This is a genomic window from Ruegeria sp. AD2(2025), assembly GCF_056542385.1.
On record NZ_JBQFZS010000002.1, the window covers coordinates 219,987 to 234,534 of the forward strand.

General features: G+C 62.0%; 13 protein-coding genes. 6 read left to right on the top strand and 7 right to left on the bottom strand.

Annotated features, from left to right (window positions below; genetic code table 11):
- Window positions 1-30: 30 nt before the first annotated feature.
- Window positions 31-1,041, top strand: a complete 1,011-nt coding sequence (gene cobT, locus ACR1XV_RS06220) for a nicotinate-nucleotide--dimethylbenzimidazole phosphoribosyltransferase (RefSeq protein ID WP_480529524.1) — start codon at window positions 31-33, stop codon at window positions 1,039-1,041.
- Between the two features lie 88 nt (window positions 1,042-1,129).
- Here cobT and ACR1XV_RS06225 read toward each other — a convergent pair whose 3' ends face one another.
- Together ACR1XV_RS06225 and ACR1XV_RS06230 are read right to left on the bottom strand one after the other, a co-directional pair.
- The gene (locus ACR1XV_RS06225; RefSeq protein ID WP_480529525.1) at window positions 1,130-3,013 is read right to left on the bottom strand and encodes a monovalent cation:proton antiporter-2 (CPA2) family protein; all 1,884 of its coding nucleotides are present in this window, start codon (window positions 3,011-3,013) and stop codon (window positions 1,130-1,132) included.
- A gap of 20 nt (window positions 3,014-3,033) precedes the next feature.
- On the bottom strand, window positions 3,034-3,489 hold the full coding sequence (locus tag ACR1XV_RS06230) for an Lrp/AsnC family transcriptional regulator (protein ID WP_480529526.1): 456 nt from the start codon (window positions 3,487-3,489) through the stop codon (window positions 3,034-3,036).
- Window positions 3,490-3,635: 146 nt separating this feature from the next.
- Here ACR1XV_RS06230 and hppD point away from each other — a divergent pair, with 146 nt between their 5' ends.
- Complete coding sequence (hppD, locus tag ACR1XV_RS06235) at window positions 3,636-4,733, top strand: 4-hydroxyphenylpyruvate dioxygenase (protein WP_480529527.1); 1,098 nt, start codon at window positions 3,636-3,638, stop codon at window positions 4,731-4,733.
- A gap of 56 nt (window positions 4,734-4,789) precedes the next feature.
- On the opposite strand, the gene ACR1XV_RS06240 is transcribed toward hppD, so the two are convergent.
- Window positions 4,790-6,676, bottom strand: a complete 1,887-nt coding sequence (locus tag ACR1XV_RS06240; protein WP_480529528.1) for a hypothetical protein — start codon at window positions 6,674-6,676, stop codon at window positions 4,790-4,792.
- 164 nt (window positions 6,677-6,840) lie between these two features.
- Here ACR1XV_RS06240 and ACR1XV_RS06245 point away from each other — a divergent pair, with 164 nt between their 5' ends.
- Window positions 6,841-7,536 (top strand): SIMPL domain-containing protein, encoded by a 696-nt coding sequence (locus ACR1XV_RS06245; protein WP_480529529.1) that lies wholly within the window; start codon window positions 6,841-6,843, stop codon window positions 7,534-7,536.
- Between the two features lie 2 nt (window positions 7,537-7,538).
- Here ACR1XV_RS06245 and ACR1XV_RS06250 read toward each other — a convergent pair whose 3' ends face one another.
- From ACR1XV_RS06250 to ACR1XV_RS06260, 3 genes are all read right to left on the bottom strand, one after another.
- Window positions 7,539-8,243, bottom strand: coding sequence for a GNAT family N-acetyltransferase (locus ACR1XV_RS06250; RefSeq protein ID WP_480529530.1), 705 nt, complete (start codon window positions 8,241-8,243; stop codon window positions 7,539-7,541).
- A gap of 4 nt (window positions 8,244-8,247) precedes the next feature.
- On the bottom strand, window positions 8,248-9,540 hold the full coding sequence (locus ACR1XV_RS06255) for an O-acetylhomoserine aminocarboxypropyltransferase/cysteine synthase family protein (protein ID WP_480529531.1): 1,293 nt from the start codon (window positions 9,538-9,540) through the stop codon (window positions 8,248-8,250).
- A 72-nt stretch (window positions 9,541-9,612) separates the two neighbouring features.
- Window positions 9,613-10,608, bottom strand: coding sequence for a hypothetical protein (locus ACR1XV_RS06260; RefSeq protein WP_480529532.1), 996 nt, complete (start codon window positions 10,606-10,608; stop codon window positions 9,613-9,615).
- Between the two features lie 151 nt (window positions 10,609-10,759).
- On the opposite strand from ACR1XV_RS06260, the gene ACR1XV_RS06265 reads away from it, so the two are divergent.
- The 3 genes from ACR1XV_RS06265 to preA all read left to right on the top strand — a co-directional run bounded on the left by ACR1XV_RS06265 (window position 10,760) and on the right by preA (window position 14,240).
- A complete protein-coding gene (locus ACR1XV_RS06265; protein ID WP_480529533.1) occupies window positions 10,760-11,392 on the top strand; it encodes a cupin domain-containing protein in 633 nt (210 codons plus the stop codon).
- Window positions 11,393-11,555: 163 nt separating this feature from the next.
- Window positions 11,556-12,890 carry an NAD(P)-dependent oxidoreductase gene (locus ACR1XV_RS06270; RefSeq protein WP_480529534.1) on the top strand — a complete coding sequence of 445 codons (1,335 nt, stop codon included), beginning with the start codon at window positions 11,556-11,558 and terminating at the stop codon, window positions 12,888-12,890.
- Between the two features lie 45 nt (window positions 12,891-12,935).
- Entirely contained in the window at window positions 12,936-14,240 is a 1,305-nt protein-coding gene (preA, locus tag ACR1XV_RS06275) for an NAD-dependent dihydropyrimidine dehydrogenase subunit PreA (protein ID WP_480529535.1), read from the top strand.
- Between the two features lie 51 nt (window positions 14,241-14,291).
- Here preA and ACR1XV_RS06280 read toward each other — a convergent pair whose 3' ends face one another.
- On the bottom strand, window positions 14,292-14,438 hold the full coding sequence (locus tag ACR1XV_RS06280) for a hypothetical protein (RefSeq protein ID WP_480529536.1): 147 nt from the start codon (window positions 14,436-14,438) through the stop codon (window positions 14,292-14,294).
- Window positions 14,439-14,548 lie beyond the last annotated feature (110 nt).

Genomic DNA, 14,548 nt, shown 5'->3' on the forward strand with positions numbered 1-14,548 from the left:
CAGGACCACTCTGATGCAACGAGGCTTTCCATGCTGCCCGAACTCACTGACCTCAATAGTTTCCGCGATGCGCTGACCGGCGCACCTGGCCCGGATACATCCGCCATACAGGGTGCCGAGGAGCGGAATGGCCAACTGACCAAACCTCCGGGCGCGTTGGGGCGGCTTGAGGATTTGGCGATCTGGTATGCGGGCTGGCGCGGAGATGCGCGGCCTCAGATCAATGCGCCTCAGGTCATTGTGTTTGCGGGCAATCATGGGGTGACGGCGCAGGGCGTGTCAGCCTTTCCGCCCGAGGTGACGGTGCAGATGGTCATGAATTTCGAACATGGCGGGGCGGCAATCAACCAACTGGCCAAGGCCGCGGGTGCGAAGATGGATGTGCACGCGCTGGAGCTTGATCGACCCACCGCAGATTTCACCCAAGGCCCAGCGATGAGCGAAGAGGAGCTGTTGAGCGCCCTTCGCACCGGCTGGCAGTCGGTTGACCGCCAAGCTGATCTGCTGGTGGTCGGCGAGATGGGGATCGGCAACACCACCCCCGCCGCCGCCATCGCCTGCGCTCTGTTTGGCGGGGATGCCGCTGATTGGACCGGGCGCGGCACCGGGGTGGACGAGGCAGGGCTGGTCAACAAGACCCTTGTCGTGGCCGAAGGTGTTGCCCTGCACGGGCATGACGACGGTCTGGAGGTCCTGCGCTGTTTGGGCGGGCGCGAGATTGCGGCTATGGCGGGGGCGATTGCCGCCGCGCGTCTGTTGCGCATTCCGGTCATTCTGGACGGGTTTATCTGTACGGCTGCAGCGGCCTGTCTGGCGCAACTTTCGGACACGGCGCTGGATCATGCGGTTGCCGGCCATCAGAGCGCCGAAGGGGCCCATGCGGCCATGCTGAGCCGGTTGGGCAAGGCACCGTTGCTGAGCCTTGGCCTGCGTTTGGGAGAGGGGTCCGGCGGTGCGCTGGCGATCGGTATTCTGAAAAGCGCGGTGGCGTGTCATTCCGGCATGGCCACCTTTGCCGAGGCCGGGGTTTCGGACGGCTGACGTCGGGGGGGCTCTGCCCCCGTCGCCCGTGGCGACTCCCCCGGGATATTTTTGGCCAGATGAAGCTGACGGGACCCGCTTTGTAGGGTCAGGCCGATTTTTTGGCGTGTTCTTCGGCAAGTTCCAGAAGGGCTGTTTCCAGGTCCTTTTCCAGTTGCTGCGCGCGTTCGATGTATTTCTTGTTTTCGGCGGTCGGCATTCCGGGGATCCAGAGCTCGGCCAGTTCCCGGACCGAGGTGCGGTCATGGTGGTAAAAGGTTTGTTCCGCCTGGGCGGCCTCGTATTCGCTGAGCCCGATGTTTTCCAGAACGTAGCGCCCGGCGCGCAGCGAGCCGTCGAACATCTCGCGGACGATGTCATTTGCGCCCGCCTGATACAGTTCGTAGACGTGGTTGCGATCCTTGGCCCGGGCGATGATATGAAGGTCGGGCCTTTGACGGCGGGCATAGCCGACCAGGCGGGTGACCTGTTTGCGGTCGTCCATGGCGGCCACCAGAACGGCTGCTTTTTCGATTCCGGCGGCGCGCAGCAATTCGGGGCGCGTCGGGTCGCCCAGAAAGCCTTTGACGCCAAACCGGCGCATCAGTTGGATGGTTTCGATATCATGGTCCAGAACCACGGTCTTGAATCCGCTGGCCTGTACCAGCCGGTTGACGATCTGGCCGAACCGTCCGATCCCCGCGATGATGACAGGGCCTTTTTCGTCGATCATATCGGGTTCGACCTGCGGTTTGTGTTCGCTGATGTAGCGCGAGAGCATCTCGTACACGATGAACAGCAGCGGCGTGATCAGCATGGTCAGCGCGATGATCATCAGCAGCTTCTGTGACAGGCCGGGAGGGATCACGTTCTGCTGGGTCGAGAAGGCCAGCAGGACAAAGCCGAACTCGCCCGCCTGCGCCAGCCCCAACGTGAACAGCCAGTGATCGCGCCCCCGCAGTTTGAAGGCGCGCCCGACGATGAACAGGATGATCCCCTTGGCCAGAATGACCAGCAGCGCCAGACCGATCAGGTCGAACGGATCGGCGAAGAAATAGCCGACGTCGATCCCGGCCCCGACGGTGATGAAGAAGAGGCCCAGCAGCAGGCCCTTGAAGGGTTCAAGGTCGCTTTCCATCTCGTGCCGGAACTCGGAGCTGGCCAGCACGACGCCCGCCAGAAACGCGCCCAGTGCGGGGGAGAGGCCGACCAGCGTCATCAGGAAGGAAATCCCGACCACGATCATGAGCGCCAGCGCCGTATACATCTCGCGCAGGCGGGTGGCGTGGATGAAGCGGAACAGCGGGCGGGTCAGGTAGATTCCGGCCAGCACGACAAAGGCAACTGCCCCGATGGTGACAAGCGTGACGGCCCATCCCGGCAAGCCTTCGACCAGCGACAGGGTGGCGTGGTGATCGGCGCCATGAGCCGCGTCGATGCCGCGGTCGATCGAGCCGTCATCCTCGATATGAATACTGGCAGGCAGCGCCAGCAGCGGCAGGAAAGCGAGGATCGGGATCACCGCGATGTCCTGTGTCAGCAAAACCGAAAAGGTGGCGCGTCCGCCGTTGGTTTGCATCAGGCCCTTTTCGGACAGGGTCTGCAACACAATCGCCGTTGAGGATAGTGACAGAGTCAGCCCGACCGCCAGCGCCACGGACCATGGATGGTTGGCGTAAAACGCCACCGCAGCAATCACGACCGTCGACAATGCGACCTGCAGGCCGCCCAGACCCAGTAGCTTGTCGCGCATGTCCCACAGGGCGCGGGGTTCCAGCTCCAACCCGATCAGGAACAGCATCATCACGACGCCGAATTCTGCCACATGCTGCAGGCTTTCGGTTTCGGCCCCCACCAGCCCCAGAACCGGACCGATTGCGATACCGGCGGCCAGATAGCCCAGGACCGATCCCAGCCCCAGTCGCGCCGACAGCGGAACCGCGATCACCGCCGCTGCCAGATAGATGGATGCCTGATACAGGAACTCGTTCATGATCGTCCTCGTTAGTGCGCTCAGGTCGGGAGCGGCGCGTCGCGTTTGAGTTGGTCCATCACGATCTGGCTTTGGACCCGTGCAACCGCAGGATGCGGCAGGATGACCTCGTGAAGCAAGCTGTTGAGCGCTGACAGGTCGTCACAGTAGACATGCAGCAGGTAGTCGGCCTCGCCGGTCATGGTCCATGCGCTGCTGATCTCGGGGCGGGCGTTGACCATGCGGGCAAAACTGGCGGACTGGTCGGGGCCGTGGGTGCCCAGATGTACCTGGATGAACCCCTGCACCTGCAGTCCGAGTTTCAGCGGGTCGAGCCGGGCGGTGTATCCGGTGATGTAGCCCTCGGCCTCCAGCCGTTGGCGGCGGCGGCCCGCCTGGCTGGCCGACAGGTTCAGCATCTCGCCCAATTGATGCGCGGTCAGATGCGCATCTTTCTGCAACGCTGAGAGCAGTCGTGTGTCGGTGGCGTCCAGCATATGCGGGAATTCCTCACATTATGATAGTTTCGCGCGGGATTTGCGCGTCTTGATGTAGTTTAGCTGAAAACAACGCGCAGAAACAGCGCCGATTAAAGCGTATTTTTGAATCAGCAAAGAAATTCCTCTTTTTCAGGAGACGCGCCATGGGTCCTTTCCCGCACAACGCCCCGAAATCTGTCATCAGTGACGAAAACCCCGCCGGCACCGACGGGTTTGAGTTCGTCGAATTCGCCCACCCCGAGCCGCAGGAGCTGCGCGATCTGTTTGCCCGGATGGGGTTCGAATATGTCGGCTATCGCCGCGATACGCCCAAGGTGGAACTGTGGCAGCAGGGCGATGTCACCTATATCCTGAATTCCGACCCCGACAGCTTTGCCGCCAAATTCGTGGCCGAGCATGGCCCCTGCGCCCCGTCGATGGGCTGGCGCGTGGTGGATGCGCAAAAGGCCTATGAGCACGCGATTGCCAAAGGGGCCGAGCCTTATGACGCTGCCGACAAGACCATGAATGTTCCGGCCATCAAGGGCATCGGTGGGTCGCTGATCTATTTCATCGACCAGTATTACGACACCTCGCCCTATAACGAAGAGTTCGAGTGGCTCAAGCAATCCAAGCCGGGCGGTGACGGGTTCTATTACCTCGACCACCTGACCCATAACGTGTTCAAGGGCAACATGGACAAGTGGTTCAAGTTCTACGGCGACCTGTTCAACTTCCGTGAAATCCGCTTCTTTGACATTCAGGGCAAATTCACCGGTCTTTACAGCCGCGCGTTGACCTCGCCCTGTGGTCGCATCCGTATCCCGATCAACGAAGACCGGGGCGAGACCGGGCAGATCGTGTCTTACCTGAAGAAATACAACGGTGAGGGCATTCAGCACATCGCCGTGGGCAGCGACGATATCTACGGCTCGACCGATGCGATTGCCGAAAAGGGGCTGAAATTCATGCCCGGCCCGAACGAGGCTTACTATGATATGTCCTATGACCGCGTCTCGGGCCATGACGAGCCCAAGGACCGGATGATGAAACACGGTATCCTGATCGACGGCGAAGGCGTCGTGGACGGCGGAGAGACCAAGATTCTGCTGCAGATCTTCTCTAAAACCGTGATCGGGCCGATCTTCTTCGAGTTCATCCAGCGCAAAGGCGATGATGGGTTTGGCGAGGGCAACTTCAAGGCCCTGTTCGAATCCATCGAACGCGAGCAGATCGAAACCGGCGAGATTTCCGCCGCCTGATCGCAGATCCATGAAAACACCAAAGCGCCGCGTCTGCCCGACGCGGCGCATTTCTTTTATCCGCGCGGCATTTTCAGCGTCACGTTCTGTCCGCGCTTCTGATAGCGCAGCTCGCTGTCACCGATGGCAACCACATTGCCACCGTCGATCCGGTCGCCGACTTTCAGCTTTTTGTAGCGCCCGCTGGGCAGGCGCACCAACGCGCGGCGGTTGGCCGGGGTGCCATAGACGCCGATCAGGTTGAGCTTACGCAGGTTGAGCGCATTGTCGATGGTCGCCTGACGCGCGACCGACGCTGTGGTGGGGATTTTGGGCTGCACCGCCTTGGGCTGGAATGATCCGGCCTCGTCGGTGCTGGCTGTCACGTTGGCGGTTGAGCCAAGCGGCGCGCTGCCTGTCTTTGGCTTTTGGGTCGCCCGGGCGGTGACGCTTGCGGGGCGCGTCTTGGGGCGCGGGACGCGGACCACCGCCAGCGCAGTCGGCGTGTGATCGACCTGCGGTTTGACCTGCAGCGTCTCAGGGCGCAGGCGGGGCCGGACCGAGGCCAGCTCCTCGCGCGAGCGTCCGCCAAGCTGCTGGCGTTCGAACTGGTCCACAAGGTTTTCGGGGCGCGGGCGGGGGCGCAGACCGGCCAACCGCTCGTCAACGGCATCAACGACCGGTTCGGCCTCGAACCGCGTGGGCGGCTCGGGCGGCACCGAGGAGGGGCGCCCGAGATAGACCATGACCCCATCGGGGTTCAGTGTGCCGTCGGTGCTGGGGGTCACCAGCCCCTGTTCATCGACGACAACCACCGGTTCCTCGGCCCCCGGCAATCTGATCGGCGGGAGTGGCTGGTCGGTGTTCAGGCTGGCCGCAGGGGGCAGGGCGACCGTATCCGTGGACAGATCGGCGCGATCGACCGATGTCAGATAGATATCGGCGGTCTGCGCGGGGGGCGGTCCCGGCAGTTCGGCGGGCTCGACCGGGGCGCTGCCGGTGAAGTCCTGAAACAGCGTCCGCGTTTCCGGCAGTTCGGCGATGTCCTCGACCGGCTCGGGCGCGACGTTCAGCGCCTCGAGGATGGCCTCATCGGTTGCCGACAGCGCGGTTTCATCCTCGGCTTCAGCTTCGGGCAGAGGTACGTCCTCCGGGGGGCTCTCGTCCTGCGCAACTTGTGTCTCGGCCGGTGTGGTGTCGGGCGTCGCTTCGACCGCGGGGATGGGACGTTCGGCAACCTGCGGGTCGTCGGCGGGCTCGGATCGGTTCAGGGACCATACCCCAAGCACCATCCCCAGCAGGACCGAGGCTGCCACCACGGGGATCGCAAACCGTCTGACGTCGGGTGTCGACAATCCGGTCTGCGCGCCCGTGGCCGACTGAAATGTAGCGGGTGTCGCGTCGCCTGCGATGGCATGAATCGGAACCTCGGGCTCTGGGTCGGCTTCGGGGGCGGACGGCGCTGCGGTCTCGGCTTTGTCGCTTTGCTGCGTCACCGGCAATTCAAAGACGGCATCGGTCAGGGCGTCCCCACCCATTGCGCTGGCCCAGAAGACCAGAGGTCTGAACCCGTGATCCACGGCGAAGGCACTGGCTTCGTCCAATGTTTGCCGGGCAACGGCGGCGACGCGGGTTTCGGCACCTTCGGAAGCCGTGACATAGACCAGCTCAGACAGATCGTAGGGGGTGGCCGAGGCCAGCGTGGCTTCGATCTGCTCCTCGGATACCTCTGCGTCCGTCCCCTCGACCTCGACGGTTATCAGTCGCACCTGATCAGGCGGAAGGATCAGCGCGCAGCCCAGATCGTTCTCCAGCGCGAACCCCTGATCGCGCAGCGCCTGCATCTGGTCGGGCAGATTCGGTGCATCCAGCGGCACGGTTCCGATGCAGTACCAGTCATCGTCTGACTGGTGATGCAGCGAAATGCCGGTATCAGAAAATGACAGCGCAAAGGCGGGTTTCATAATCCGGATGAACCATAATTATCAGCTTCAACGCAAACGCTTGGATGCCTGCCGTCCGAGATTAGGGCAGGAACCCGCCGAGGGAAAGAAAAAGGCGCGTTACCCTCTTGCCGTGTGCGGTGCGAGGTACCCATCTTAGGGCCAAGTCAATAGGAGGGATCACCTTGAAGACACTTGCTTTTCTGGCTGCGATGACCGCAGCCGTCGCCGCCATGCCGGCCCATGCGGAAGAACGTCGCATCTCGGTCAGCGGCACCGGAACCACCCTTGTCGCGCCCGATATGGCCACGATCACGCTGGGGGTGACGAACCAGGACAAACAGGCATCCGTGGCGATGCAAGCGACGTCAGATGCGGTGGCGCAAATCCTCAAGCGGCTGGATGAGATGGGGCTCGAGACACGCGACGTGCAAACCCGCGATCTGTCGCTGTCGCCGGTCTGGTCGGGGCGCAACAGTTCCGGCAACCAGCCGCCCGAGATCACTGGCTTTGCCGCCTCCAACCGGGTGTCGGTCCGGGTGCGTGATTTGGACAAGCTAGGTCAGATCATGGACGCGGTGATCAAGGACGGGGCCAACGATTTCGGCGGCTTGAGCTTTGGTGTGCAGGACCCCAAACCGCTTGAGGCCGAGGCGCGCGCCAAGGCCGTTGCGGATGCCACCGCCAAGGCGGAACAACTGGCGCAGGCGGCTGGGATCACGCTGGGGCCGGTGATATCGATCAACGATCACGGCGGCGGCGTGCGCCCGGTGGCTCAGATGCGCGAGCTGGCGATGTCAGATGCCGGTGGCGTCCCGGTTGCCGGTGGTGAGGTCTCGGTGTCGGTCAATATCGCGATGGAGTTCGCGATCGCCGAGTAACCTCAGGCGCGGGCTTGCAGCGGCTGACGCTGCTGGCCCGTTTCATCGAAGTTGTCGGGCGACAGCCATGCCTGAAAGGCATCCCGAATACGCGGCCATTCACTGTCGATGATCGAATACCAGGCCGTGTCGCGGTTGCGTCCCTTGTAGTGGGTCGCCTGCCGGAAAACGCCCTCGAAGGTGAACCCCAGCCGCTCGGCGGCCCGACGCGACGGAGCGTTCAACGCATCGCATTTCCATTCATAGCGGCGATAGCCCAATTCATCGAAGACGCGCTGCATCATAAGGAACATCACCTCGGTTGATTGCGGCTTGCGCTGCAAAAGCGGTGAAAAGTGGATGTGGCCGACCTCGACTGCGCCAGCCGCAGGCTCGACGCGCAAATAGGAGGCCATGCCGACAGGCGTCTCGTCCGCATCCAGAACGGTGTGAAACATCGGATCGGCATCCATGCAATTGGCCTGTGCCCAAGCGATGAATTCGGCCTCGGTCTCGAACGGACCGTAGGGCAGGTAAGTCCAGTTGCGACCGTCCACGTCATTGGCAAACGCCCGGTACAGGCCGGGCGCATGTCTGTTCACATCCAGGGGTGCGACTGAACAGAACCGGCCAACCATCGGCGTATAAGGCGGTGTGGGGCGCGGGAACGCGCCCGTGACCGGCAAGCCGATCGGTTGGCCCAGATCGTTGCTGTCGTGCCCGGCCATCGGATCAGGCGCTGGCTTTGGCGAGGGCCTGATCGAGATCGGCGATCAGATCGTCTGCATCTTCGATCCCGATGGAGACGCGCACCACGCCGGGGCCAGCACCCGCCGCTTCCTGCTGCTCGGGCGTCAACTGGCGGTGTGTGGTCGAGGCCGAGTGGATGATCAGCGACCGCGCATCGCCAAGGTTGGCCACATGGCTGAAAATCTCCAGCGCGTTGACCAGCTTGACGCAGGCGTCATAGCCGCCCTTGACCGCAAAGGTGAACAGCGCACCAGCCCCGCGCGGGTAATGCGCCTTGACCCGGTCGTGATAAGGCGATGAGGGCAGACCCGCGTAGGTCACGTAGTCCACGCGGTCATCCGCCTCGAGCCACGCCGCGATCTTCTGGGCGTTTTCGACATGGCGCTCCATCCGCAGCGACAGGGTCTCGATCCCCATCAGCGTGTAATGCGCCGCTTGTGGGTTCATGGTCATGCCCAGATCGCGCAGACCGATGGCGATGCCGTGGAAGGTGAAGGCCAGCGGGCCGAAGGTCTCGTGGAATTTCAGGCCGTGATAGGCTGGTTCCGGTTCACTGAGCGAGGGGAATTTGTCATTCGCAGACCAGTCGAACTTGCCCGAATCCACAATGCAGCCGCCGGTGACGGTGCCGTTGCCGGTCAGGTATTTGGTGGTCGAGTGCACAACCAGAGTGGCACCGTGTTCGATCGGGCGGCACAGGTAGGGCGTGGCCGAGGTGTTGTCGACGATCAGCGGAATGCCTGCTGCGTCGGCCACATCCGCCAGCGAACGGATGTCGGTGACATAGCCGCCGGGGTTGGCGATGGATTCGCAGAACACGGCGCGGGTGTTTTCGTCAATGGCGTCCTTGACGGCGTCCAGATCATCGGTGTCGACAAACTTGGCCGACCAGCCAAAGCGCTTGATGGTCTGGCTGAACTGCGTGACCGTGCCGCCATACAGACGGGTCGAGGCCACCACGTTGCAGCCCGGTCCCATCAGCGGGAACAGCGCCATGATCTGCGCCGCGTGACCCGAGGAACAGCACACCGCGCCGACGCCGCCTTCAAGCGTCGCGACACGTTCCTGCAGCACGGCAACGGTCGGGTTGGTCAGGCGCGAATAGATGAAACCCACTTCCTGAAGGTTGAACAGCGCGGCGGCGTGTTCGGCATCGCGGAACACATAAGCGGTGGTTTGATAGATCGGCGTCTGGCGCGCGCCCGTCGCAGGGTCGGGGCGGGCCCCGGCGTGAATTTGCAGCGTGTCGAAACCGTAGGTGGGGCCGTCAGACATCTTTGAAATCTCCTGTTGGAATGTGTGTTGCAGAATCTCTAGGACATTGCCCCGCTGCGCACAACGCCCGCGTCACCGTAGCCAAAGCCCCTTGGATTTGATCGTCTTGCGAATGACCTGTTCCCGCGCGGGCAGGTTGTCCCGGTCAAACAGCGCCCGGATCTTTGCGCCTTTGCGCTGGATCACCAGCTTTTTCAGCGGGTCATAGCCTTTGAGCACCTTCTTGATCTTGTTCGGGGCCACAACGGTTTCCAGTACCTCGACCACATGATCGCTTTCGCGGGCGTAGAGCAGGGGAAACAGGCGATAGTGGCAACTGACCGCGCCGTCCAGCAGCCCCTCGGGCAGCGCATCGCGACCGCCGCCGAATGAGTGGATGACCAGCGGCAGGGCGACCTGATCCAGCCAAGGGTCCAGGCTCTGCCCGGTCAGTTCGGGGATCTCTTCGTTCTGGATGGTGCGGGCATACTCCAGAAACCGCGCGCCAAACTGACGGGGGCATTTGTAGAAGAAATACCCCGCGTTGAAATACAGATACCGCCGCCAATGGCCCGCAGGTTGGCTGAGGTCGAGGGAACTTTCGAAATCCAGCCCGAACCGGTCGTAAAGCGCGCGCCAGATGCCTTCATGGCCGGGACCGTAAAGCGTGGGTTTCGGCCACGTCCCGTCGACGCGAAGCGAAGCGCCGGGCCGGTCGAAATCAAATGGGACATCCGTCAGCTCTCCGGTGATCAGCGTATCGCTGTCGAAGAAGATAAACGGCTCGCCTTCGGGCATCGCCAACAGGGCTTCGATTTTGTTGCCATGGGGATAGCTCGCGCCAAAGGTGTGCGACTCGAAGGGCAGAATCTCTGCCCCAAGATGCTGCAGCGCTTGCAAGACCTCGGCGTCCTGAATGGCCGGGTTCTGTGGCCAAAGCGGGCCGGTCTGCGGAACGCCCACGAATAGCCGACCTTGAAATCCGGGGGCGCTGTGACGCAGGGAAGCCGCGAACAAAAGCGCTTCGTATTGCAGACGGTTGTTTTGCCCGATGATGAGGATGTTGAATGTCGCCGGGCTTGCCTGCATCGTCTTGCGCTTTCTGATCGGGCCGATGATCGGCGTCTTGCTGGTCCCGACTACAACAAGCTGTGAGGGGCGTCAAAACCCCAAAACGGCCCCGTTTGAAAAATGGAACCTGGGGCCCATCTATTATGCCAGCAACGCAGGAGGATTGCAGATGCGGGTCAATGCGGATTTCAGTCAGCGGGTCGCGGTTCACTTTGATCAGACCGAATGGGTCGCCTCACCCGCCGCCGGGGTCGAGCGCAAGATGCTGGACCGGATCGGGGCCGAGGTAGCGCGCGCCACGACGATCGTGCGCTTTGCCCCCGGCAGCGCATTCTCGGCCCACACCCATGACGGGGGCGAAGAATATCTGGTGCTGGACGGCGTCTTTCAGGACGAAACCGGAGATTTTCCGGTGGGCAGCTATGTGCGCAACCCTCCGACTTCGTCCCATACGCCCTCGGCCAGCGAAGGGGCGACTATTCTGGTCAAGTTGCATCAGTTCGACCCAGACGACCGGACCGAGCTGCGCCGGTCGATCAATGGGGTCGGCAGCATCCGGCTGTATAACGATGCGCATGAGGATGTTCAGGTCCAACGCTGGGCCGCCGGAGAGCGCGTTGAACTGGATGCAAGCAAGGGGCTCGAGGCCTTCGTGATCGAGGGCGGCTTTGTCGAGGCGGGCGAGGAATTCGGCACCTGGGACTGGCTGCGCCTGCCGCCCGGATCACGCTCGACCGCCGTTGCTGGCGAGGGCGGGGCGCGGGTTTGGATCAAATCCGGGCACCTCGGCGGGATGGTGTAAGGCGGCGTGTGCTGCGAAATTGTGCAATTTACCTTGAAATCCGGGCGGATCCGCCCGGATTTCGTATTTTTTGACTCCTTGATAAATTTTACCAATTGATAAAAAATCAGATTGTGGCAAGCTTGAGCCCATAACAAACATATCAACCACAGGGAGTTGAGTGATGGCACAGGGCCAGATGGCACCCGGGATCGTCCCAGGGCGGCTTTCCAGCGATGAGCTGACCTCGAATTTCACCGATCTGCACCCGCCACTGGCCCCGCATGAGGCCGCCGTGGCTGCAGATCGCTGCTATTTCTGCTATGACGCGCCATGTGTGACGGCCTGTCCGACGGATATCGATATTCCGCTGTTCATCCGTCAGATACAGGCGGGCCAGCCCAAGGCGGCCGGGCAGACCATTCTGGAACAGAATATCCTTGGTGGCATGTGTGCGCGGGTCTGTCCGACCGAGACATTGTGCGAAGAGGCCTGCGTGCGCGAGGCCGCCGAAGGTAAACCGGTCGAGATCGGACGGCTGCAGCGTTTCGCGACGGACGATGTGATGGCCTCGGGCGCGCATCCGTTTGAACGTGCTGCCGCGACTGGCAAGACGGTTGCGGTTGTTGGGGCCGGGCCCGCGGGTCTGGCTTGTGCGCATCGTCTCGCGATGCTGGGACATGACGTAGTTATCCACGAAAGCAAGCCCAAGCCGGGGGGCCTGAACGAGTACGGAATCGCCGCCTATAAATCGACCAACGATTTCGCGCAGGCCGAGGTCGACTGGCTGTTGAAGATCGGTGGGATTGCCATCGAGACCGGCTCGGTTCTGGGTGAGGCAATCTCGCTGGACGGTCTGCTGCAGAACTATGATGCGGTGTTTCTGTCGATCGGTTTGGCGGGTGTGAACGCGCTGCGTGCCGACGGCGTTGATAAGGATGGCGTCCGGGCTGCGGTCGATTTCATCTCGGATGTGCGTCAGGCCAGCGATCTGGTGGATCTTCCGGTGGGCCGGAACGTCGTCGTGATCGGCGGCGGGATGACGGCGGTGGACGCGGCGGTGAAGTCAAAGCTGCTGGGTGCCGAGCATGTGACCATCGCCTATCGCCGGGGCCGCGACGCTATGGGGGCCAGCCGGTATGAACAGGATCTGGCGGCGTCGCACGGGGTGCGCATTCTTTGCAACGTGCAGCCGGTTGCCGTGCATGGAAATGGAGCGGCAGCTGAGATCGAGCTGGAATACACCGCCAGCCATGATGGCAACCTGACCGGAACCGGTGAGACGGTGCGTGTGCCGGCGGATCAAGTTCTGAAGGCCATTGGTCAGACGCTGGATGGTGCCCCCGAAGGCTTGGCGCTGGACGGCAACAAAATCGCTGTGACCGGGGCCGGACGCACGTCGATGGACGGTGTCTGGGCTGGTGGTGATTGCGTCGCCGGGGGCGAAGACCTGACGGTGACCGCCGTGGCCGAAGGGCGCGACGCCGCGATGGACATCAATGCGAGCCTGAGCACCTGAAACTCGAAGACAAAGATGCTAAACTGCATCAGGGAGGCCGGATAAATGGCTGATTTGACGACAAACTTTCTGGGAATCTCAAGCCCGAACCCGTACTGGCTGGCGTCTGCGCCGCCGACGGATAAGGAATACAACGTGCGCCGCGCTTTTGAGGCCGGATGGGGCGGTGTTGTGTGGAAGACGCTGGGGGCCGAGGGACCTCCGGTCGTGAACGTGAACGGGCCGCGCTATGGGGCGATCTATGGGGCCGACCGGCGGTTGCTGGGCCTCAACAACATCGAGTTGATCACCGACCGTCCGCTTGAGGTGAACCTTGAAGAAATGGCGCGCGTCAAGGCGGATTACCCGGACCGTGCGCTGATTGCCTCTCTGATGGTGCCGTGTGAGGAAGAGGCTTGGAAAGCCATCCTCCCGCGTGTGGCCGAGACCGGCGCCGATGGGATCGAGCTGAATTTTGGCTGTCCGCATGGGATGAGCGAGCGGGGTATGGGGTCTGCCGTTGGGCAGGTGCCGGAATATATCGAGATGGTGACCCGCTGGTGCAAACAGTATTATGACCGCCCGGTGATCGTGAAGCTGACGCCAAATATCACCGATATCCGCAAACCGGCGGCGGCCGCGCGGAACGGTGGCGCGGATGCCGTGTCGTTGATCAACACGATCAACTCGATCACCAGCGTCAATCTGGACACGTTCAGCCCCGAGCCCTCGATTGATGGCAAGGGAAGCCACGGCGGTTATTGTGGTCCGGCGGTGAAGCCGATTGCGCTGTCGATGGTGTCCGAGATTGCGCGGGCTGAAGCGACGCATGGTATGCCGATCTCTGGCATCGGAGGGGTCACGACATGGCGAGATGCGGCTGAGTTTATCTCGTTGGGCTGCGGCACCGTTCAGGTCTGTACCGCCGCTATGACCTATGGGTTCAAGATTATCGATGAACTGACCGCTGGCCTGTCAGAATGGATGGATGAGAAGGGCTATGCCAGCGTTGACGAAGTGATCGGGCGCGCGGTGCCCAACGTGACGGACTGGCAGTATCTGAACCTGAACTACATTGCCAAGGCGAAGATCGATCAGGACCAGTGTATCAAGTGCGGACGGTGTTATGCGGCCTGTGAAGACACCAGCCATCAGGCGATTTCGATGTCGGCGGATCGGGTGTTTGAGGTGATCGACGAGGAATGCGTGGCCTGTAATCTCTGCGTAGATGTGTGCCCGGTCGAAGGCTGTATCTCGATGGTGCCGATGGCTGCTGGAGAGGTTGATCCGCGCACAGGAAAAGTCGTTGATCCTGAGTATGCGAACTGGACAACACACCCCAACAATCCGATGGCCAAGGCGGCGGAATAGGTCGAGATTTTTCGTCGAAAAATCTTGGCTGAGAAAATTCGCCGAATTTTCTCAGAACAGGATGTCGATGGGGCCGTTGTGGCAGATGACGATGTATTGGTTGGCGGTGCGGATCAGATGGTATCCGCGCCGTTTGACTTCGCTCTGAAAGGCCGAGTGTCCCACTTCGCGCTCGACCCACGCGACCGAGCGACGCACGACTGCGCCCGAACGCGCAGAGCGCGATGAAAAGAGTTGTGCGATCCAGGGATCGGGGTTTGGCCTGCGGGTTATCATGTCGGGAGCTTTGCCCAGTAGGGTTAATCATC